This window comes from Caulobacter sp. 17J65-9 (genome assembly GCF_010975005.1).
Classification (GTDB): Bacteria; Pseudomonadota; Alphaproteobacteria; order Caulobacterales; family Caulobacteraceae; genus 17J80-11.
Window position 1 is genome coordinate 1 of record NZ_JAAIVC010000070.1, and the last position, 16822, is coordinate 16822.

Here is a 16822-nt window from a genome sequence, read left to right on the forward strand (position 1 = left end):
CTGCTGGCCCGCGCCGACGCCCGGGTCGCCGCGCTCAACGGGGCCGACCGGCGCGATCCCGCCAAGGCGCGCAGCCACAACTGCGCCTGGGCCGTGAAGATGGCCGCCGAGGCGGCCGGCCAGGCGGCCTGGGCGGGACGCGCCGCGACAGGCGCGGTGCGTCTCTCCGGCCACGCCCGCTGGTCCTACGACAAGGCCCGCCGGGAAACCTGCCAGGCGTTCATGGCCCGCCTGTTCGAGCGGATGGACGCCGAACTGGCCGCCCGGACCTGAGGCCTTACTTGTCTCCGTCGCGCAGCCAGCGCGCAGCCGGGATGGTGGTGTCCAGGCCCTCGCTGGCCCTGGCCGCGGCGCGCAGCGCGTCCTGGGAAGAGGTCGTGCAGTTGTTCTCGACCATGGTCATGCCCGCGAACGGCGCCTGGGTGGCGAAGGCCGGCTTTTCGCCATCCTTGGCCGGGGGCGGCGGCGGCCCGCACTGCACGAACCAGGCGCTCATCTGAATCACCCGCCCCTGGTCGTCGAGCGTCGGGCGGAGGCCCAGGTAGAGGTACTCCTTGGGCTGGTCCGGCTTCTCCACGCCGACCTGACCGATCAGCGGATCGCCAGCCACCAGCAGGAAGCCGCCCTCCTCCTTCCACTGGCCGTCCTCGAAGGTGGAGACCCGCCCGTTGCGCAGGGTCGCGTACTCCCAGGCCTTCTTGTCGGCGTCATAGTGGCTGAGGGTGTCGCCGCGGGCCAGGAACCAGTTGGCGCACTTGGGCCAGCTGCTGACCGGCCGCTTCTCGTCGAAGCGGCAGTCCTTGTCCTTGCCGCCCACCCAGACGCCTTCGCGCAGCGGCGGCGTCGGCGCGGCGTCGGCGGCTGTGAACAGCGGCGCTTCGGTGGTGACCAGGTTGCAGGCCGACAGCAACAGGCCGGCCGAGAAAGCGAACGCTAAGCAGACGACACGCTTCCATGGACCCGCCATGACCGTCTCCTCCCCGCGATGCGGCAAGGGAGCGACGCCGCGACACCAACTGTCAAGCTTCTCCCATGGCCTCGACGAACACGGATCGTTCGGCCTAGATGGGCGCCGTCGCCGCCAGGGAGCCTCCGCCATGATCGACGCCGCCAAGCTGCAGGGCTTCGTCCACGGCGTGTGGCGCGACGAGATCGTGCCGGTCCTGACCGACTACATCCGCATTCCCAACAAGTCGCCTCACTTCGATCCCGCTTGGGCCGAGCACGGCTACATGGACCAGGCGGTCACGCTGCTGGAGGGCTGGGCGCGGGCCAAGATCGCGACGGTCCCGGGCGCCAGTCTGGAGGTGGTGCGCCTGCCCGGCCGCACGCCGGTCATCCTGATCGAGATCCCCGGAACCGGGCCGGAGACCGTCCTGCTGTACGGCCACCTCGACAAGCAGCCGGAGATGAGCGGCTGGGCCGAGGGCCTGGGGCCGTGGATCCCGGTGCTGAAGGACGACAAGCTCTACGGCCGCGGCGGCGCCGACGACGGCTACGCCATGTTCGGCGCGCTGGCCGCCATCCTGGCGCTGCGCGAACAGGGCGTCGGCCACGCCCGCTGCGTGATCCTGATCGAGGCCTGCGAGGAGAGCGGCAGCTACGACCTGCCCTTCTACGTCGACCACCTGGCCGCCCGCATCGGCGAGCCGTCGCTGGTGGTGTGCCTGGATAGCGGCTGCGGGAACTACGACCAGCTGTGGCTGACCACCTCGCTGCGCGGCCTGATCGGCGGCCAGCTGACGGTGAAGGTGCTGACCGAGGGCGTGCACTCCGGCGACGCCTCGGGCGTGGTGCCCTCCAGCTTCCGTATCCTGCGCCAGCTGATCTCGCGCCTGGAGGACGAGACCACCGGCGAGATCCGCCCCAAGGAGCTGTGGGTCGACATCCCGGCCGAGCGGGTCGAGCAGGCCAAGCGCGCCGCCGCCGCGCTGGGCGACGAGGTGTGGACCAAGTTCCCGTTCGAGCCCGGCATGAAGCCGGTCACCGGCGACCCGGCCGAGCTGGTCCTGAACCGCACCTGGCGCCCGCAGCTGGCCACCGTCGGCGCCGACGGCCTGCCGTCCGCGGGCCAGGCCGGTAACGTGCTGCGCCCGTTCACCTCGGCCAAGCTCAGCGTGCGACTGCCGCCTACGGCCGACGCCGGGAAGGCCGCCGCGGTGGTGCAGAAGCTGCTGACCGACAACCCGCCCTACGGCGCGGCGGTCACCTTCGAGGCCGAGCAGGCCAACCCCGGCTGGAACGCTCCGCCGCTGGCGCCATGGCTGGAGGAGTCGGTGCAGAAGGCCTCGCAGGCGGCGTTCGGCGCGCCGGCGGCCCTGATGGGCGAAGGCGGCTCGATCCCGTTCATGACCATGCTGGGCGAGAAATTCCCCAAGGCCCAGTTCCTGATCACCGGCGTGCTGGGCCCGCAGTCCAACGCCCACGGCCCGAACGAATTCCTGCACGTCCCGACCGGAGAGAAGGTCACCCAGGTGGTGGCCATGGTGCTGGCCGACCACCACGCCCGAACCGCCCCGGCCAAGGCGGCTCCGGCCGCGACGCCCGTCGGCGCCGGCGCGCCCCAGCCGAAGGCCCGCGGCGGCCTGTTCGGCGGGCTGTTCGGGAAAAAATAAGCGCTCCTTCTCCCCTTGAGGGAGAAGGACGGAGCCCGCGCACCGGAGCCCGGCAGGGCGAAGGTCCGCGCGGGAGGATGAGGGGTCTCGCGACATCGGCCGCCCCCTCACCTCCCTCCTCCAATGTCAGACCGCAGCGCGACCCCTCATCCTCCCGCGCAGGCCTTCGCGTTCGCTCCGGCGCGCGGGCTCCGTCCTTCTCCCTCAAGGGGAGAAGGATCGCGTGTTGACGCCCCAGCCCCGTGCGGGCCATCTGCCCGCCGTCGTTCGCCGAACCAGAGAGCCCGTCCATGAAGACCCGCGCCGCCGTCGCCTTCGAAGCCAAGAAGCCGCTGGAGATCGTCGAGGTCGACCTGGAGGGCCCGAAGGCCGGCGAGGTGCTGGTCGAGATCAAGGCGACGGGGATCTGCCACACCGACGCCTACACCCTGGACGGCCTGGATTCCGAAGGCCTGTTCCCCTCGATCCTGGGCCACGAGGGCGCGGGCGTGGTGCTGGAGGTGGGCGCAGGCGTGACCTCGGTGAAGCCGGGCGACCACGTGATCCCGCTCTACACGCCCGAATGCCGCGAGTGCAAAAGCTGCCTGTCGCGCAAGACCAACCTGTGCACCAAGATCCGCGCCACCCAGGGCAAGGGCCTGATGCCGGACGGCACCTCGCGCTTCTCCTACAAGGGCCAGCCGATCTACCACTACATGGGCTGCTCGACCTTCTCGAACCACACGGTCCTGCCTGAGATCGCCGTGGCCAAGATCCGGCCCGACGCCCCCTTCGACAAGGCCTGCTACATCGGCTGCGGCGTGACCACCGGGGTCGGCGCGGTCGTGAACACCGCCGGCGTCGAGCCGGGCTCGAACTGCATCGTCTTCGGCCTGGGCGGCATCGGCCTGAACGTCATTCAGGGCCTCAAGATGGTCGGCGCGGACAAGATCGTCGGCGTCGACATCAACCCGGACAAGGCCGAGTGGGGCGCCCGCTTCGGCATGACCCACTTCGTCAATCCGAAGGACGTCTCGGGCGACCTGGTCGCCCACCTGGTGGCGCTGACCGACGGCGGTGCCGACTACACCTTCGACTGCACCGGCAACACCGACGTCATGCGCACGGCGCTGGAGGCCTGCCACCGCGGCTGGGGCGAGAGCGTGATCATCGGCGTGGCCGAGGCCGGCAAGGAGATCTCCACCCGCCCGTTCCAACTGGTCACCGGCCGGGTCTGGAAGGGCTCGGCCTTCGGCGGCGCGCGCGGCCGCACCGACGTGCCGAAGATCGTCGACTGGTACATGGACGGGAAGATCGAGATCGACCCGATGATCACCCACGTCCTGCCGCTGGAGCGCATCAACGAGGCCTTCGACCTGATGCACAAGGGCGAGAGCATTCGCTCGGTCGTGGTCTTCTGAGGAGAGGGGAAGTCGCGTGGGGCGTCGAGGCGTATCGATTTTCGCGGCAAGCGTCGCAGCAGCATGGTTGGCTGGCTGCAGCGAGCCGCGGGCGGGGGAACAGCCCGCGGCGGTGACGGCATCGGCCCCAGCGGGTTTCGCGCCCGAGGGGCTGGTGGGCGATTCTTACGCCGAGCTGCGCACAATCCTGAACGCAGAGGGGTTGAGGCCGCACGTCACCGAGGCCGGCCAGACCCCGGCCGAGTCCGCCATGTGCACCGAGCGAGAGCCCGCCCGCGAGAGCAGCTGCGTACTGATCTTCGTTCGAGCGGACCCCGAGGGTCGCTCGTACCTGATCGTGGAAACTGACGCTCACGGACCGATCGAGCAGCGCAAGGTCCAGTACGCCAATTGGGCCACCGCCTTCCAGCTTGAGACGTTCGGCTTGGACGACAGCCCCGTGGGAAAAGCGGGATAGACGGCAGAACGACGGAGCTTCGCCTGATGGAAACCCTCGCCCAGCATCGCGTCTTCGGCGGCACGCTGAACTACTGCCGCCACTTCAGCACCGCGACCGGCGTGCCGATGCGGTTCTCGGCCTTCGTGCCGGCCGGCGAGGGTCCGTTCCCGGTGGTGGTCTGGCTGTCGGGCCTGACCTGCACCGAGGAGAACTTCACGGTGAAGGCCGGCGCCTACCGCGCCGCCGCGCGCTACGGCCTGATCGTGGTCGCACCCGACACCAGCCCGCGCGACGAAGGCGTGGCCGACAGCCCCGACTACGACCTGGGCCAGGGCGCCGGCTTCTACGTCGACGCCACCGAGGCGCCGTGGGCCCCGCATTTCAAGATGTGGAGCTACGTCGCCCAGGACCTGCTGAAGGCTGTCGACGCCGGCTTCAACACGGTCCCCGGCGCGCGCGGGATCTTCGGCCACTCCATGGGCGGCCACGGCGCCCTGACCCTGGCGCTCCGCAATCCCGACCTGTTCAAATCGGTGTCGGCCTTCGCGCCGATCGTCTCGCCGACGCGCTGCGCCTGGGGCGAGAAGGCGCTTTCCGCCTATCTCGGCCCGGACCGGTCGGCCTGGCGGGCGCACGATGCGAGCCTGCTGATCGAGGACGGCGTCGGCGCGGGCGCCTTCGACGACATCCTGGTCGACCAGGGCGACAGCGATCCGTTCCTGAAGGCGCAGCTGAAGCCGGAGCTGCTGGCCGCCGCCTGCGAGACGGCCGGCCAGGCGCTGACGCTCCGCATGCAGCCGGGCTACGACCACAGCTACTTCTTCATCCAGACCTTCATCGACGACCACCTGGCCTTCCACGCCGCGCGCCTGGGCGGCGACGGCGTGAAGCTGAGCGGCCGGGTCGAGGTGCAGTAACTCCTTCGCCCGAAGGCGAGGAAGACCTCACTCGATCTCGTCGCCCGGATTCACGCCGGCCGGGCAGGCCCCGGCCCAGCGGCCCTTGGCGCGGATCTCACCGGCGTCGACCTTGCCCTGAGGCGTTTCGGCCCCGACCGACATCTTCATGTCGAACGCGGTCTCCGAGCCGTTCCAGACCACCGTCAACAGGGACTTTACACCGCCCCCCTGCTCGCAAACGGCCGTCACGACGAACCCGCCAGCCTTGAGCCCTTGAGTGAATTTGCACTCCGGCGTGTCCCGGCGAGTCAGGATCTCGCGCAGTTCGCGCGTGCCCTCTTCGCCGACGCACTGCTTCTCGACCTTCGTGGTCTCGCCGCCGTCTTCGGTGCTGGTCACCTCCCACAGCCCGGGCCGCACCTTCGGCAGACCGGCGGAGTTCAGCACCACCCCGGCAGGGGCCGCCTCGGTCGAAGTCGCCCCCTTGTCGGCGGAGGCGTCGGCCTTGCGGTCGCAGGCGGCCAGGGCCAGGGCCAGGGCGGCGGCGGAGAGCAGGAACAGGCGGCGCATGCGAACTTCCGAGCGAGGGGCTTCCAGGATCGGAAGCCGGTCGCCGATCGCTCGCGCGCCCGCCGCGCCCGCTCAAGCCGGCTTGCGGCCAAGCCCGGCGCGGGCGCGATCAACCCCGCTCAGGTGAAGATGAAGTCCTTGGCCACGACGTGGTCCACGCCCGAAAGCAGGATGCTGTCAGCGGTGTCGAAGACGATCTCCAGGCCGGCCGGGGTCTGGTGGAAGTCCTGCTGAAGGTCCTCGAAGCTCGCGAAGTCGAAGCCCTGCAGGTCGATGTGATCGCGGCCCGAGCGGAAGTCCATGATCGTGTCGTGACCGTTGCCGGGATCGAACACGAAGCTGTTGGCCCGCGTGGTCGCGAACGGCGAGACGACGGCGGCGCCGCCCCACATGGTGTCCTCGGCGCTCTGGCCGCTGACCAGGGTGTTGCCGCCGCCCGAGGCGAAGTCGAGCAGGTCGTGGCCGTCCCCGTACATGGTGTTGGTGACCCGCACGGTCGGGTTCTCGCCGGCGCTGGAGCCGATCAGGGTGTTGCCGCCGCCGCGCGCGTGGCCCTTCAGCGTGCCGGCGTCGCCGAACATGATCGTGGAGGTGTCGGTCGTCGCCGTCAGGGTGTTGCCGCCGCCGGAGGCGTGGCCGCTCATCGTCCCGGCGTCGCCGTACAGCGTCTGCACCCGGCCCTCCAGGGTGGAGGCGGTGACGGTGTTGTGGCCGCCGCTGGCGAACTGGCTCATGGCCAGGGCGTCGCCATAGGCGGTCCCCTCCAGGGCGGAGACGAGCGTCACCGAGTTGTGGCCGCCCTGGGCGTGGCCGCTCATGGTCTGGGCGTCGCCGAAGGCGGTGGCGGACTGCTGCGAGCTCTCGGCGGTGACGTTGTTGTGGCCGCCCTGGGCCAGGCCGTTCATGTTCTGGGCGTCGCCGAAGGCGAACGAGTCCGCGTTGGACATGGCGGTGACGGTGTTGTGGCCGCCCCGGGCCGAGCCGGTGAGCGTGAACGCATCCCCGGCCGCGCTCGCCGGCCCCTTCGATTCCGCGAACACCGTGTTGTTCCCGGTCTGGGCGAAGTCCTTCACCGTCAGCGATCCGCCGATCGAGGTGTCCTCGAAGCCTTCGGCGCTGACGGTGTTGCCGCGGCCGCTGGCGAAGCCGGCCAGCACGTCGGACAGGCCGACCACGGTCACCGGGGTCAGGTCCGGGGCGCTGATCGTGACGCCGCCGGTCACTGTGTTGTCGGCGATCCGGCCGGGGTGAACGCCGTAGATGACGGGCTGGATGATGTTGAGGGGCATGCTTAGAACTCCCGAAGCGCCGGCCCGTGGGCCGGACGCCCCTCAACTGCGGGAGGGAGCGCGTGTTCGGCGCTGCGGTTCGGGACGTCCTAGGCCTTTAGGCGAGAGGGCGGCTTGCCTTCAGGACACCGTCCATTCGGCCGGGATCCCGGTGAGTGCGGGCCGGGGCGACTGCGCCTCCAGGCCCACGGCGAGCGCCTTCTCGAAGATCGCTTGCCGGTTTGACACGACGCTCCACCACGAGTCCTCGAAAGGCGTCGGGTTCGTGTCCACGTAAGGCGAACTGCCCCAAGCCTTCGTTATCGGATTGATGAACATGGGTCGCTTGAGCCGACTGGCGACGTAGTTTGTCCGGCGGAATAGCTCGATGTTCCCGCCGCCCCGGCGGTCGACGGCTCGGACCACGTCGATGATCGAGAGCGGTGCGAGGTCCCAGTCGACGCGGGCGAAGACGAGGTTCGCTGGGGTGTAGGGTGTCGACCTGATCAAGACGAGGTCGGCCTCGATCTTGTGCGCTGGCGCCCCCGCGACGCATGAGCCGTAGCGATCCTCGAAGGCGGTACGGAAATCATCCGTCCGGAGAGCCTTGTCGACGGGAAGCGTCGACAGATAGGCGAACCACTCCGCTTGCGACGTGGCGCATCCGGCTGCATCGGCCGCCAGAGTGTAGCGCACCGCCGTCAGTCCCGCCGGCGGCTCTGTCGCACGGGTTTCGTGGGCGGCGACCAGGACCTCCTGCGCATAGCCGGAAAGCAGCAAGGCGGTGCAGAACTCGTCGCAGTTGAGGGAAGGTCGGTAGACCGCGTGCAGGCGTACCAGCGCCACTGATTTCACCGGCTCCAGCCTGACGGCCGACGCTCTCTCCCCTGCGCGGATCGCCGCGACCTTCCGCTCGATCGCATGGTCGCCGATGCGTGGGGTCAGCCAGCCCGCGAGGAGGGTCATGCCGACGGCGACAACGACCACGGTGGCCCTTCCCCGTCCGGCGCGGGCCGCGCGTCCCAGCGTCACCCGCAGGACGATGTAGAGCAGAAGGAAGCCGCTGAAATAGACGAACACCGTCGGGATCGGGAGAAACGGGATCGCCACGAGCCCAATCAAGGGAACGACTAGGATGTGCGTGATCGACATCGCGACATAGCCGAGGCCGGCGAGGGCGAGCCAGGCCGCGCCCATGATCCTTTCCATAGAAGTCATGGAGAATTGCCCCGCCCGCACCGGCAGTATGTGGGTCCATTCGGCTCGGTCAAGCCGACCGCCGTTATGCGAGGCGGGTCAGTGAAGAGGCCTGGACGCAAGACGGCTCGTTTACGGCGTCCCGGCTTCGCCGTATGCCGAAGGCGGAGCGCTCGATCTTCAAGGCCCCCCAACAGCCGACTGGCCGCGCGTACATTGCCGCCCTGACCTTCCCCTTCCGCGATTGCAGCTTCGTCGTGAAGGTTCAGTGTCTCGAAATCGGCGTCACTGGCATGCGAGACGCGACCATCATGGCGATGCTTACGGCCAAGGGTGCGCTTTCCGCTGATCCTGAGCACTTCTCCGATTGGCTGAGCGATCCTTACGACACTGCCGAAAAGGGACCGCTGACGCGGAACCTGTCAGAGGATCGCAAGTACGACGAGATGTTTCCGGACCACCCCCTGAGCCGAGCGCGGCGAACGCTTGCTGAGTTGGAAGCGACGGTCCAATTGTCACCGGCTTTGCAGGCGGCGCCACCCTTCCGTTATCCCGCAGCTTAAGCCTGCAAACGCTGTGGCCGCCCTCGCGGTTGACTCCCCCGCGCCGCCCCGCCATAAGGCCCGCTTTCCCGCGCGGCTCCTGGCTTGCGCGCCGGAAATGTATGACGGGTGACGTGAGCGCCGCCGTTGAAATCGCGGTCCCATCGGGGGATCGCCGGCCCGCGTCGAGTGAAAGAGACGACTTATGTCGAAGCGTCATAACGCGAAGTACAAGCTCGACCGGGCGATGGGTGAAAACCTCTGGGGTCGCCCGAAGTCCCCGGTCAACCAGCGCTCCTACGGCCCGGGCCAGCACGGCCAGCGCCGCAAGTCGAAGGTCTCGGACTTCGGCCTGCAGCTGAAGGCCAAGCAGAAGCTGAAGGGCTACTACGGCAACATCACCGAGAAGCAGTTCGTCCGCACCTACGAGGAAGCGGCGCGCCGCAAGGGCAACACCTCGGAAAACCTGATCTCGCTGCTCGAGTCGCGCCTGGACGCGGTGGTCTACCGCGCCAAGTTCGTGCCGACCGTCTGGGCAGCCCGTCAGTTCGTCAACCACGGCCACGTGCTGGTGAACGGCAAGCGCGTCAACATCGCCTCCTACCGCGTGAAGGCCGGCGACGTCGTGGAAGTGCGTGAGCGTTCGCGCAACATGGCCCTGGTGCTGGAAGCCCTGCAGTCGGCCGAACGCGACATCCCGGACTACATCGAGCAAGGCGACCGCGGCTTCTCGGTCCGCTTCGTCCGCGCCCCGGAACTGGCCGAAGTGCCGTACCCGGTGAAGATGGAGCCGAACCTGGTCGTGGAATACTACGCGTCCTAATCGACGCCGTATCCGACCGACGGATCTGGAAAGGGCTCCCCTCGGGGAGCCCTTTCTTTTTGCGCCATTTCCGAGATTACGGCGCGATGGCCGCTGAAACCGGCGGCCACTTTCAGCTATCGCGCCGTCAGGCCTCGCTGGCGCTCTCCTCGAGGGTCGGATGCGCCAGCCGCCAGCCCGGCCAGTGCTGCGGAACTACGCGGGCGTACTGCACCGGCGGCCGAACCTCGTCGCCGAGTTTGGCGGCCGCGTGCAGGGCCCAGCGCGCGTCGTCCAGGAAGCCGCGGGCGACCGCGACCATGTCGGCCTGGCCGGAGGCGACGATCGCCGCCGCCTGGGCCGGCTCGACGATCATGCCGACCGCCATGGTCGGCAGGCCGGCCTCGCGCTTCACCTGCTCGGCGAAGCTGACCTGGTAGCCGGGCTCGGCGCCCGGGATCGGCGCGCGCGGCGCGACCCCGCCGCTGGTGACGTCCACGAAGTCGTAGCCCAGCGCCTTCAGCCCGGCGGCGAACACCACCGCCTCGTCCGGCGTGATCCCGCCCTCCATCCAGTCCGAACCGGTGATGCGCGCGCCCAGCGCCTTGCCGCGCGGGAAGGCCTCGCGCACGGCCGCGGCGACCTCCAGCGGGAAGCGCAGGCGGTTCTCCAGCGAGCCGCCGTAGCGGTCCTCGCGCTTGTTCGACAGGGGCGAGGCGAACTCGTGCAGCAGGTAGCCGTGGGCGGCGTGCAGCTCGACCGCGTCGAAGCCGGCGCGGTCGGCGCGCCGGGCCGCCTGGGCGAAGGCGTCGCGCACGCGCGCCAGGCCGGCCTCGTCCAGCGCTTCAGGCGTATGCCAGCCGTTGTCGAACGGCACGGCCGAGGGGGCGAAGGTCGTCCAGGCCCCCTCCTCCGGCGTCAGCGGCGCGCCATGGCGGTTCCAGGGCGCGTTGGTCGAGGCCTTGCGCCCGGCGTGGGCGATCTGGACGCCGATCGGGGTGTCGCAATAGGTGCGGACGCCGGCCAGCAGCTTGGCGAAGGCCTCCTCCTGCGCGTCGTTCCACAGGCCGGTGTCGCCGGGCGAGATGCGCCCGGCCGCCTCCACGCCCGTCGCCTCCACGATCACCAGGCCGGGGCCGCCGACGGCCAGCGAGCCCAGATGCATGGCGTGCCAGGGCTGGGGCACGCCGTCGACGGCGCTGTACTGGCACATGGGAGCGACGACGACCCGGTTGGGCAGGGTCAGGCCGCCCAGCTGGATCGGGGAGAACAGACGCGTCATTGAAACAACCTGTGTTGCGGATCCGGCTGAACAGCTAAGTTCTCCGCCGCCGGTTTCAACCCGCGCGTCCGAACCCGCCCGTCTTGCCGATTGTTCACGTGCGGTTCAGCCCGAAACGGCGCAGGTAGCCCCGTCATCAAGAACGGGGATCTCCAACCCTATGAACGTGAAGTCTCTCGCCGTCGTCGCCGCCCTGGCCGTAACGCCCGCCCTGTCCGGCTGCGTGATCGTGGCCGCCGACACCGACACGGACGTGCGCGTCACCACGCCGGCCTCGTCCCGCTTTGAATCGATCTACGGCGCACAGTTCGACGAGCGCGGCTTCTCCGCCCGCCTGAACTCCAACGGCTGCACCAACAAGGAAAACGTCGAAGCGCGCGTCGACCGCTCGGGCCCGCGCCCGAAGATCGCCGTGGTCCGCCTGAAGCCCGACAACTGCCGCGCCTTCATGCGCGAAGGCGTGTGGCTGACCTGGAGCCTGGAGGAGCTGGGCCTCTCCAAGGAGCAGGTGGTCGAGGTGCAGAACAGCTTCATGCCGTGGTGACATGAGCTCCCCTTCTCCCCTTGCGGGAGAAGGTGGCCGGCGGAGCCGGCCGGATGAGGGGTGTCGGCGCCGGGGCGTCAGGATGAGGGGCGTGGTCGCGTCAGACGGTTCGAGCGCCGCGCAGGCACCCCTCATCCGACGCGCTCCGCGCGCCACTCCCGCAAGGGGAGAAGGAAAAAGCGGTTTACTCCGCCGCCTGGGCGAAGGGCTCCAGCATGACGTCGGGGATGCGCACCGGACGCATGGTCTGGGCGTCCACCAGGCACCACTCGGTGCGGCCCTGGGCGGCGATCCCGTTCGGGCCCTCGATCAGCACGAAGCGGTCGAAGCGCGGGCCCTTCGGCTCGCCCACCCAGGTCACGGCCCGGGCGGCGTCGCCGGGCATCAGCGGGCGGCGGTAGTCGATCTCGTGGCGTAGCGCCACCCACGACCACCTGGCCCGCTCGTCGGCCGGGAACAGCGAATTCCAGTGCGCCGTGCCGACGTCCTGCAGCCAGCCGACATAGACCACGTTGTTGACGTGGCCGTTGTCGTCGATGTGCTCGGGGCGGATCTCGAGCGGAAGCGTGAAGACCTTCCGGTCGGCCGGCGGCTGGAAGGCGTTCCTCACGCCGCCGACACGCCCTTTTCGGTGAAGAACGGCGCCAGCTCGCCCGACTGGAACATCTCGCGCACGATGTCCGAGCCGCCGACGAACTCGCCCTTCACGTAGAGCTGCGGGATGGTCGGCCAGTCGGAGTAGGACTTGATGCCGTTGCGCAGGTCTTCGTCCTGCAGCACGTCCACGCCCACGAAGCCGACGCCCAGGTGGTCGAGGATCTGCACCACCACCGAGGAGAAGCCGCAGCGCGGCTGGTCGGGCGTGCCCTTCATGAACAGGACGACGTCGTTCTGGCCGACGGTGTCGGCGATGAAGGCGTGGACGGGATCGGCGGCGGCGGCTTCGGTCACGGGGATACCCCTTAAGAATCTCGAGCCTGAGCTAGGGGCCTGATCCCGCCGGGTCAAGACGACGAATGGTCCGGCCCGAAGCGGGCCATCTCGATCTGGGCCGGCAGGCCCGACGGCAGGTCGCGATCCGGCACCGCGCCCAACGAGGCCAGGCGGGCCGCGTCGCCCGCCGAAACCATGCAGCTGGCCACCGCCGGCTCGGTCAGGGCGTAGGCCAGGCAGATCTCCTCCGCGGTCCAGCCCTTGGTCTGGTGCAGGAAGGCGTAGGTGCCCATGCCCTGCAGCGGGCTGTTGGCCGGGGCCGCCGGCGCAGGCTTGGCGCCGCCGAACAGGAAGCCGCGGCGCGCCGGCTGCGGCTGGGTCATGGCCTCCACCTTCTTCGGGCTGGAGAGCTCGGCCGGATACCAGTCGTAGGCCAGCACGCCCATGTCCAGGCCGACCGCGGCCTTCAGGCGGTTGCGCTCCTTCCAGCCCGAGCGCAGGTGGTAGGGCGTCGCCAGCACGTCGAAGGCGCCGGTCGAGACGTAGGCCTCCATGGCGTCGTTGTCGCCGGCCACGCCCAGCAGGCGCACCTTGCCGACCGAACGCAGGGCCTTCAGCGCCGAAAGCGCGCGTTGCGGAAACTCGTCGGCGCTGGGGTTGTCCAGCATGACCAGGTCGATCTGCTCGAGGCTGGAGGTCTCCAGCGCGTGGTCGACCGCCGCGCTCAGCGCCTCGCCCGAGAAGTCGCGCGTGGTCCTGCGGCCGTCGGCGACCACGCCCAGGCGCTGGGACACGAACACCAGGTTGCGGTCCACGACCTGCAGGGCCTCGCCGACGATGGCCGGCAGGTCCGGATCGGCGCTGGCCATGTGGAAGCTGTTGATGCCCTGCTCGAGCGCCGCATAGATCAGCTCGCGGCAGACCTGCGGCCCGCGCATGGTCGCTTCGTCGGTGAGGGCCAGGGTGATGGCCGACAGGGTCATGCCCGACCGGCCGAACTGACGGTAGCGCACGCGCTTTCAGTCCTCTCTGGGCGCGCTGGTCTCCAGCGCGAGGGCATGCAGTTCGCCGCCCATTTTGCCTTTGAGGGCCGCGTAGACCATCTGGTGCTGCTTCACGCGCGGCACGCCGGCGAAGGCCTTGGAGGTGATCTTCGCACGATAGTGGTCGCCGTCGCCGGCCAGGTCCTGGATGACGATGTCCGCGTCGGGGAACGCCTCGCGGATATGCGCCTTCAGATCGTCCTGCGACATGGGCATGGGCGGGTCCTCTCTGGGATGGTGAATGGCGGATTCCGGTTAACATCCGCCTACGGCGGCCGGGCTCCGGCCACCTAGCGTATCAGCCTCGTTCCGTCATCCCGACGTAGCGCCACGCTTATCCGGGACGACGAGCGGAAGGGTTAATCCCGGCTCTTCGGCAGGAAGCCGCAAATGGTCCAGCCGATGCCGAAGGCGAAGGCGTAGAGACCCAGCGCAAACCCGATCCGGTCGCCGCTGACGTCCTCGGAATCGAAGCCGACGGAGGTCCCGTCCAGCGCCCACGCGCCCATGGCCACCCAGTAGAGGATGGTCAGGAAGATGAAGAGGCGCTTCATACCGCGGCCCATGGCTCGCGCTCCGGCAACGATCGGCGCGGCCGGAGCCTGCGCCGCAAACGGACGAAGTTGCGCCTCTTCAAACTCACGGCCGCCGTGCGAGTTGCTTCGCGCCCCGCCGCGTCGGTTCACCCCTGCGGTTTCTGTGCCTCCTTGGCCGCCGCCAGTTTGGCCAGCACCCGGCCGCGCCCGCGGCTGAGCGCGGTGACCACGCCGCGGAAGGTGCGCACCTCCTGGTCGGAGAACCGGGCCCGCGACAGGGCCACGCGCAGGTTGCGCACCATCGAGGGGCGCTTCTCCGGCGGATGGAAGAAGCCGGCCTCGTCCAGCTCGTGCTCCAGCTGCTCGTACAGGCCGATCATCATCGCCTGGTCGGCCGGCGGCGGGCCTTCACGGAAGCGCGGCGGCGGGGCGTCCAGCACCCGCGTGCGCCACTCGTAGGCGTTCACCGCCACCGCCTGGGCCAGGTTCAGCGAGTGGAACTTCGGGTCGATCGGAATGGTGACGATGCCCTGCGACAGGGCGATGTCGTGGGTCTCCAGCCCGGCCCGCTCGCCGCCGAACAGCAGGCCCACGCCCAGGCCCTCGGCGCTGGCGTCGTACAGGTTCGCGGCCGCCTCGCGCGGCGTGATCACCGGCAGCTGGGTTTCGCGCGGGCGCGCGGTGGTGGCGTAGAGCAGCCGCAGGTCGGCGATCGCGTCCTCGATCCGCTCGAACACCTTGGCCCCGTCCAGCGGCCAGTTGGCGCCCGACGCCGAGGCCCAGGCCCGCTCCTGGGGCCAGCCGTCGCGCGGGCGCACCAGGCGCAGGTCGCTGAGGCCGAAGTTGGCCATCACCCGCGCCACCGCACCGATGTTTTCGGCCAGTTGGGGTTCGTTGAGGATCACGCAGGGCGGAACGAGCTCGGTCATGGGCGAGGCGTTTACGCCGCTCCGCCCCGGCCGTCACCGGAGAACCGGCGCCGGCGCTCTGCGGGTGGACCGCGGCCGTGCTTTGCGGGAACCTCGTTCGACCGCCCGCATCCAATCGGCGCCGCAGGAGATCCGACATGGCCGAGACCACCGCGCCGCAGGGACCGGACCTGAGCCAGGGCGTCCTGCTCGCCGACGTGCCGGAGACCGGCGTGCTGGCCGGCCGGGTCGGCGACCAGTCGGTGCTGGTCTCGCGGGTGGACGGAAAGCTGCACGCGGTCAGCGGCAGCTGCACTCACTACGGCGGGCCGCTGGCCGAGGGGCTGGCGGTCGGGCGCACGGTGCGCTGCCCCTGGCACCACGCCTGTTTCGACCTGGCCACGGGCGAGGCGCTGGCCGCCCCGGCCTTCTCCCGGCTGGACCGCTGGAAGGTGGAGACCTCGGGCGACCGGCTGTTCGTGCGCGAGAAGCTGACCGACACGCCGCGGAAGCCCAGCCTGCCCTGGCGCTGGAACCGGCCCGACAAGATCGTCATCGTCGGCGGCGGCGCCGCCGGCTTCGCCGCGGCCGAGCGGCTGCGCCGGCTGGGCTATGAGGGGCGGCTGACCATGTTCAGCGCCGACGCCGACGCGCCCTACGACCGGCCCAACCTGTCCAAGGACTATCTGGCGGGGACCGCGCCGGAAGAGTGGATCCCGCTGCGCGACGACGCCTTCTATCGCGACAACGCTGTCGACCTGCGGCTGGGCGCCGAGGTGGTCGAGCTGTCGCCGGGCAAGCGCCGCCTGAAGGACGCCAAAGGCGAACACCACGCCTACGACGCCCTGCTGCTGGCGACCGGGGCCGAGCCTGTGCGGCTGCCCCTGCCCGGCTTCGATGCGCCCAACGTCTTCACCCTGCGTTCGCTGGCCGACAGCCGCGCGATCATCGCCGCGGCCGCCCCTGGCGCGCGCGTGGCCGTGATCGGGGCCAGCTTCATCGGCCTGGAGGTCGCCGCCAGCCTGCGCGCGCGGGGCCTGGAGGTGCACGTGGTCGCCCCCGACGAGGTCCCCATGCAGAAGGTGCTGGGCCGCGAGGTCGGCGAATTCGTCCGTACACTGCATGAAGCCGAAGGCGTGGTCTTCCACCTGGGCCGCGGCGTCGAGGCGTTCGCCGGCGGGATCCTCAAGCTGACCGGCGGCGAGCAGCTGGCGGCCGACTTCGTGGTGCTGGGCGTCGGCGTGCGTCCGCGCGTCAAGCTGGCCGAGCAGGCCGGCCTGAAGGTCGAGAACGGCGTGCTGGTCGACGAGGCCTTCCGCACCAGCGCGGCCGGCGTCTGGGCCGCCGGCGACATCGCCAGCTATCCGGAGCCGGTCTCCGGCGGCCGCGCTCGCGTCGAGCACTGGGTCGCCGCCGAGCGCCAGGGCCAGGTCGCCGCCGCGTCCATGCTGGGGCTGGACGCGCCCGCCGCCGGGCCGCCGTTCTTCTGGAGCCACCACTACGGCCTGGAGATCCGCTACGTCGGCTACGCCCCGGGCTGGGACGCGGCCGAGGTCGAGGGATCGCTGGCCGCGCACGACGCCCTGATCCGCTACCGCAAGGACGGCCGGGTGCTGGCCGTCGCCACGCTCGGGCGCGACCGCGCCTCCCTGGCCCAGGCCGCGGCCTGGGAGGGTTGCGCGGTCCCCGCCTAGGGCCGGCTCAGCTCAGGGGCAGCGGTAGATCGTGCGCCCGTAGCTGTCGACGACCGCCACGCAGCCCGGCGAGTAGACCGCCGCGGCCGCGACCGGGGCGGCGTAGACGGGCGCGGTCACCGCCGCCGTCGCGGCCACCGTGCGCCGGGT

20 protein-coding genes are annotated in these 16822 nt (G+C 70.1%); 9 read left to right on the plus strand and 11 right to left on the minus strand.

Going from position 1 to position 16822, the window contains the following annotated elements:
• Positions 1-273: hypothetical protein (locus G3573_RS11810; protein WP_205598222.1), on the plus strand; the 273-nt coding region annotated here is incomplete at its 5' end.
• Between the two features lie 4 nt (positions 274-277).
• Here G3573_RS11810 and G3573_RS11815 read toward each other — a convergent pair.
• Complete coding sequence (locus tag G3573_RS11815; protein WP_163261286.1) at positions 278-967, minus strand: hypothetical protein; 690 nt, start codon at positions 965-967, stop codon at positions 278-280.
• A gap of 130 nt (positions 968-1097) precedes the next feature.
• Here G3573_RS11815 and G3573_RS11820 point away from each other — a divergent pair, with 130 nt between their 5' ends.
• From G3573_RS11820 to fghA, 4 genes are all read left to right on the plus strand, one after another.
• A complete protein-coding gene (locus G3573_RS11820) occupies positions 1098-2615 on the plus strand; it encodes a M20 family metallopeptidase (protein WP_205598223.1) in 1518 nt (505 codons plus the stop codon).
• 290 nt (positions 2616-2905) lie between these two features.
• Positions 2906-4015 carry an S-(hydroxymethyl)glutathione dehydrogenase/class III alcohol dehydrogenase gene (locus G3573_RS11825; RefSeq protein WP_163261287.1) on the plus strand — a complete coding sequence of 370 codons (1110 nt, stop codon included), beginning with the start codon at positions 2906-2908 and terminating at the stop codon, positions 4013-4015.
• A 154-nt stretch (positions 4016-4169) separates the two neighbouring features.
• A complete protein-coding gene (locus G3573_RS11830) occupies positions 4170-4472 on the plus strand; it encodes a hypothetical protein (RefSeq protein ID WP_163261288.1) in 303 nt (100 codons plus the stop codon).
• Between the two features lie 26 nt (positions 4473-4498).
• Entirely contained in the window at positions 4499-5371 is an 873-nt protein-coding gene (gene fghA / locus G3573_RS11835) for an S-formylglutathione hydrolase (protein WP_163261289.1), read from the plus strand.
• A 27-nt stretch (positions 5372-5398) separates the two neighbouring features.
• Here fghA and G3573_RS11840 read toward each other — a convergent pair whose 3' ends face one another.
• The 3 genes from G3573_RS11840 to G3573_RS11850 form a co-directional block, all read right to left on the minus strand.
• Positions 5399-5923 (minus strand): DUF3617 family protein, encoded by a 525-nt coding sequence (locus G3573_RS11840; protein ID WP_163261290.1) that lies wholly within the window; start codon positions 5921-5923, stop codon positions 5399-5401.
• Positions 5924-6042: 119 nt separating this feature from the next.
• Positions 6043-7212 (minus strand): hypothetical protein, encoded by a 1170-nt coding sequence (locus tag G3573_RS11845; RefSeq protein ID WP_163261291.1) that lies wholly within the window; start codon positions 7210-7212, stop codon positions 6043-6045.
• Positions 7213-7332: 120 nt separating this feature from the next.
• Entirely contained in the window at positions 7333-8388 is a 1056-nt protein-coding gene (locus tag G3573_RS11850) for a hypothetical protein (protein ID WP_163261292.1), read from the minus strand.
• A 155-nt stretch (positions 8389-8543) separates the two neighbouring features.
• Here G3573_RS11850 and G3573_RS11855 point away from each other — a divergent pair, with 155 nt between their 5' ends.
• On the plus strand, positions 8544-8951 hold the full coding sequence (locus G3573_RS11855) for a hypothetical protein (RefSeq protein ID WP_163261293.1): 408 nt from the start codon (positions 8544-8546) through the stop codon (positions 8949-8951).
• A gap of 184 nt (positions 8952-9135) precedes the next feature.
• Positions 9136-9753 carry a 30S ribosomal protein S4 gene (gene rpsD, locus G3573_RS11860; RefSeq protein ID WP_163261294.1) on the plus strand — a complete coding sequence of 206 codons (618 nt, stop codon included), beginning with the start codon at positions 9136-9138 and terminating at the stop codon, positions 9751-9753.
• 127 nt (positions 9754-9880) lie between these two features.
• Here rpsD and G3573_RS11865 read toward each other — a convergent pair whose 3' ends face one another.
• Positions 9881-11014 (minus strand): NADH:flavin oxidoreductase/NADH oxidase, encoded by a 1134-nt coding sequence (locus tag G3573_RS11865; RefSeq protein ID WP_163261295.1) that lies wholly within the window; start codon positions 11012-11014, stop codon positions 9881-9883.
• Positions 11015-11174: 160 nt separating this feature from the next.
• Here G3573_RS11865 and G3573_RS11870 point away from each other — a divergent pair, with 160 nt between their 5' ends.
• On the plus strand, positions 11175-11558 hold the full coding sequence (locus G3573_RS11870) for a hypothetical protein (RefSeq protein ID WP_163261296.1): 384 nt from the start codon (positions 11175-11177) through the stop codon (positions 11556-11558).
• Between the two features lie 184 nt (positions 11559-11742).
• Here G3573_RS11870 and G3573_RS11875 read toward each other — a convergent pair whose 3' ends face one another.
• The 6 genes from G3573_RS11875 to G3573_RS11900 all read right to left on the minus strand — a co-directional run bounded on the left by G3573_RS11875 (position 11743) and on the right by G3573_RS11900 (position 14999).
• Positions 11743-12168: a thioesterase family protein gene (locus G3573_RS11875; protein ID WP_163261297.1), complete on the minus strand. Its 426-nt coding sequence runs from the start codon at positions 12166-12168 to the stop codon at positions 11743-11745.
• The gene (gene grxD / locus G3573_RS11880; RefSeq protein WP_163261298.1) at positions 12165-12509 is read right to left on the minus strand and encodes a Grx4 family monothiol glutaredoxin; all 345 of its coding nucleotides are present in this window, start codon (positions 12507-12509) and stop codon (positions 12165-12167) included. Before grxD ends, G3573_RS11875 begins: the two co-directional genes overlap by 4 nt.
• A 53-nt stretch (positions 12510-12562) precedes the next feature.
• Complete coding sequence (locus G3573_RS11885) at positions 12563-13504, minus strand: aldo/keto reductase (RefSeq protein WP_163261299.1); 942 nt, start codon at positions 13502-13504, stop codon at positions 12563-12565.
• Between the two features lie 6 nt (positions 13505-13510).
• Positions 13511-13750, minus strand: a complete 240-nt coding sequence (locus G3573_RS11890; protein ID WP_163261300.1) for a BolA family transcriptional regulator — start codon at positions 13748-13750, stop codon at positions 13511-13513.
• 143 nt (positions 13751-13893) lie between these two features.
• Positions 13894-14100: a hypothetical protein gene (locus G3573_RS11895; RefSeq protein WP_163261301.1), complete on the minus strand. Its 207-nt coding sequence runs from the start codon at positions 14098-14100 to the stop codon at positions 13894-13896.
• A 116-nt stretch (positions 14101-14216) separates the two neighbouring features.
• A complete protein-coding gene (locus G3573_RS11900; RefSeq protein WP_163261302.1) occupies positions 14217-14999 on the minus strand; it encodes an RNA methyltransferase in 783 nt (260 codons plus the stop codon).
• 137 nt (positions 15000-15136) lie between these two features.
• Between G3573_RS11900 and G3573_RS11905 the strand changes: the two genes are divergently transcribed.
• Positions 15137-16672, plus strand: a complete 1536-nt coding sequence (locus G3573_RS11905) for an FAD-dependent oxidoreductase (protein WP_163261303.1) — start codon at positions 15137-15139, stop codon at positions 16670-16672.
• The last annotated feature ends 150 nt before the right edge of the window (positions 16673-16822 follow it).

Bases quoted from the DNA above. Each gene is read 5' to 3' on its own strand.
- G3573_RS11845 (WP_163261291.1), bottom strand. From the start codon at position 7,212: ATGCCCCTCAACATCATCCAGCCCGTCATCTACGGCGTTCACCCCGGC.
- G3573_RS11890 (WP_163261300.1), bottom strand. From the start codon at position 13,750: ATGCCCATGTCGCAGGACGATCTGAAGGCGCATATCCGCGAGGCGTTC.
- G3573_RS11905 (WP_163261303.1), top strand. From the start codon at position 15,137: ATGGCCGAGACCACCGCGCCGCAGGGACCGGACCTGAGCCAGGGCGTC.
- G3573_RS11850 (WP_163261292.1), bottom strand. From the start codon at position 8,388: ATGGGCGCGGCCTGGCTCGCCCTCGCCGGCCTCGGCTATGTCGCGATG.
- G3573_RS11820 (WP_205598223.1), top strand. From the start codon at position 1,098: ATGATCGACGCCGCCAAGCTGCAGGGCTTCGTCCACGGCGTGTGGCGC.
- rpsD (WP_163261294.1), top strand. From the start codon at position 9,136: ATGTCGAAGCGTCATAACGCGAAGTACAAGCTCGACCGGGCGATGGGT.
- G3573_RS11825 (WP_163261287.1), top strand. From the start codon at position 2,906: ATGAAGACCCGCGCCGCCGTCGCCTTCGAAGCCAAGAAGCCGCTGGAG.
- G3573_RS11855 (WP_163261293.1), top strand. From the start codon at position 8,544: ATGCCGAAGGCGGAGCGCTCGATCTTCAAGGCCCCCCAACAGCCGACT.
- G3573_RS11895 (WP_163261301.1), bottom strand. From the start codon at position 14,100: ATGGGCCGCGGTATGAAGCGCCTCTTCATCTTCCTGACCATCCTCTAC.
- G3573_RS11870 (WP_163261296.1), top strand. From the start codon at position 11,175: ATGAACGTGAAGTCTCTCGCCGTCGTCGCCGCCCTGGCCGTAACGCCC.
- G3573_RS11815 (WP_163261286.1), bottom strand. From the start codon at position 967: ATGGCGGGTCCATGGAAGCGTGTCGTCTGCTTAGCGTTCGCTTTCTCG.
- G3573_RS11900 (WP_163261302.1), bottom strand. From the start codon at position 14,999: ATGACCGAGCTCGTTCCGCCCTGCGTGATCCTCAACGAACCCCAACTG.
- G3573_RS11840 (WP_163261290.1), bottom strand. From the start codon at position 5,923: ATGCGCCGCCTGTTCCTGCTCTCCGCCGCCGCCCTGGCCCTGGCCCTG.
- G3573_RS11865 (WP_163261295.1), bottom strand. From the start codon at position 11,014: ATGACGCGTCTGTTCTCCCCGATCCAGCTGGGCGGCCTGACCCTGCCC.
- fghA (WP_163261289.1), top strand. From the start codon at position 4,499: ATGGAAACCCTCGCCCAGCATCGCGTCTTCGGCGGCACGCTGAACTAC.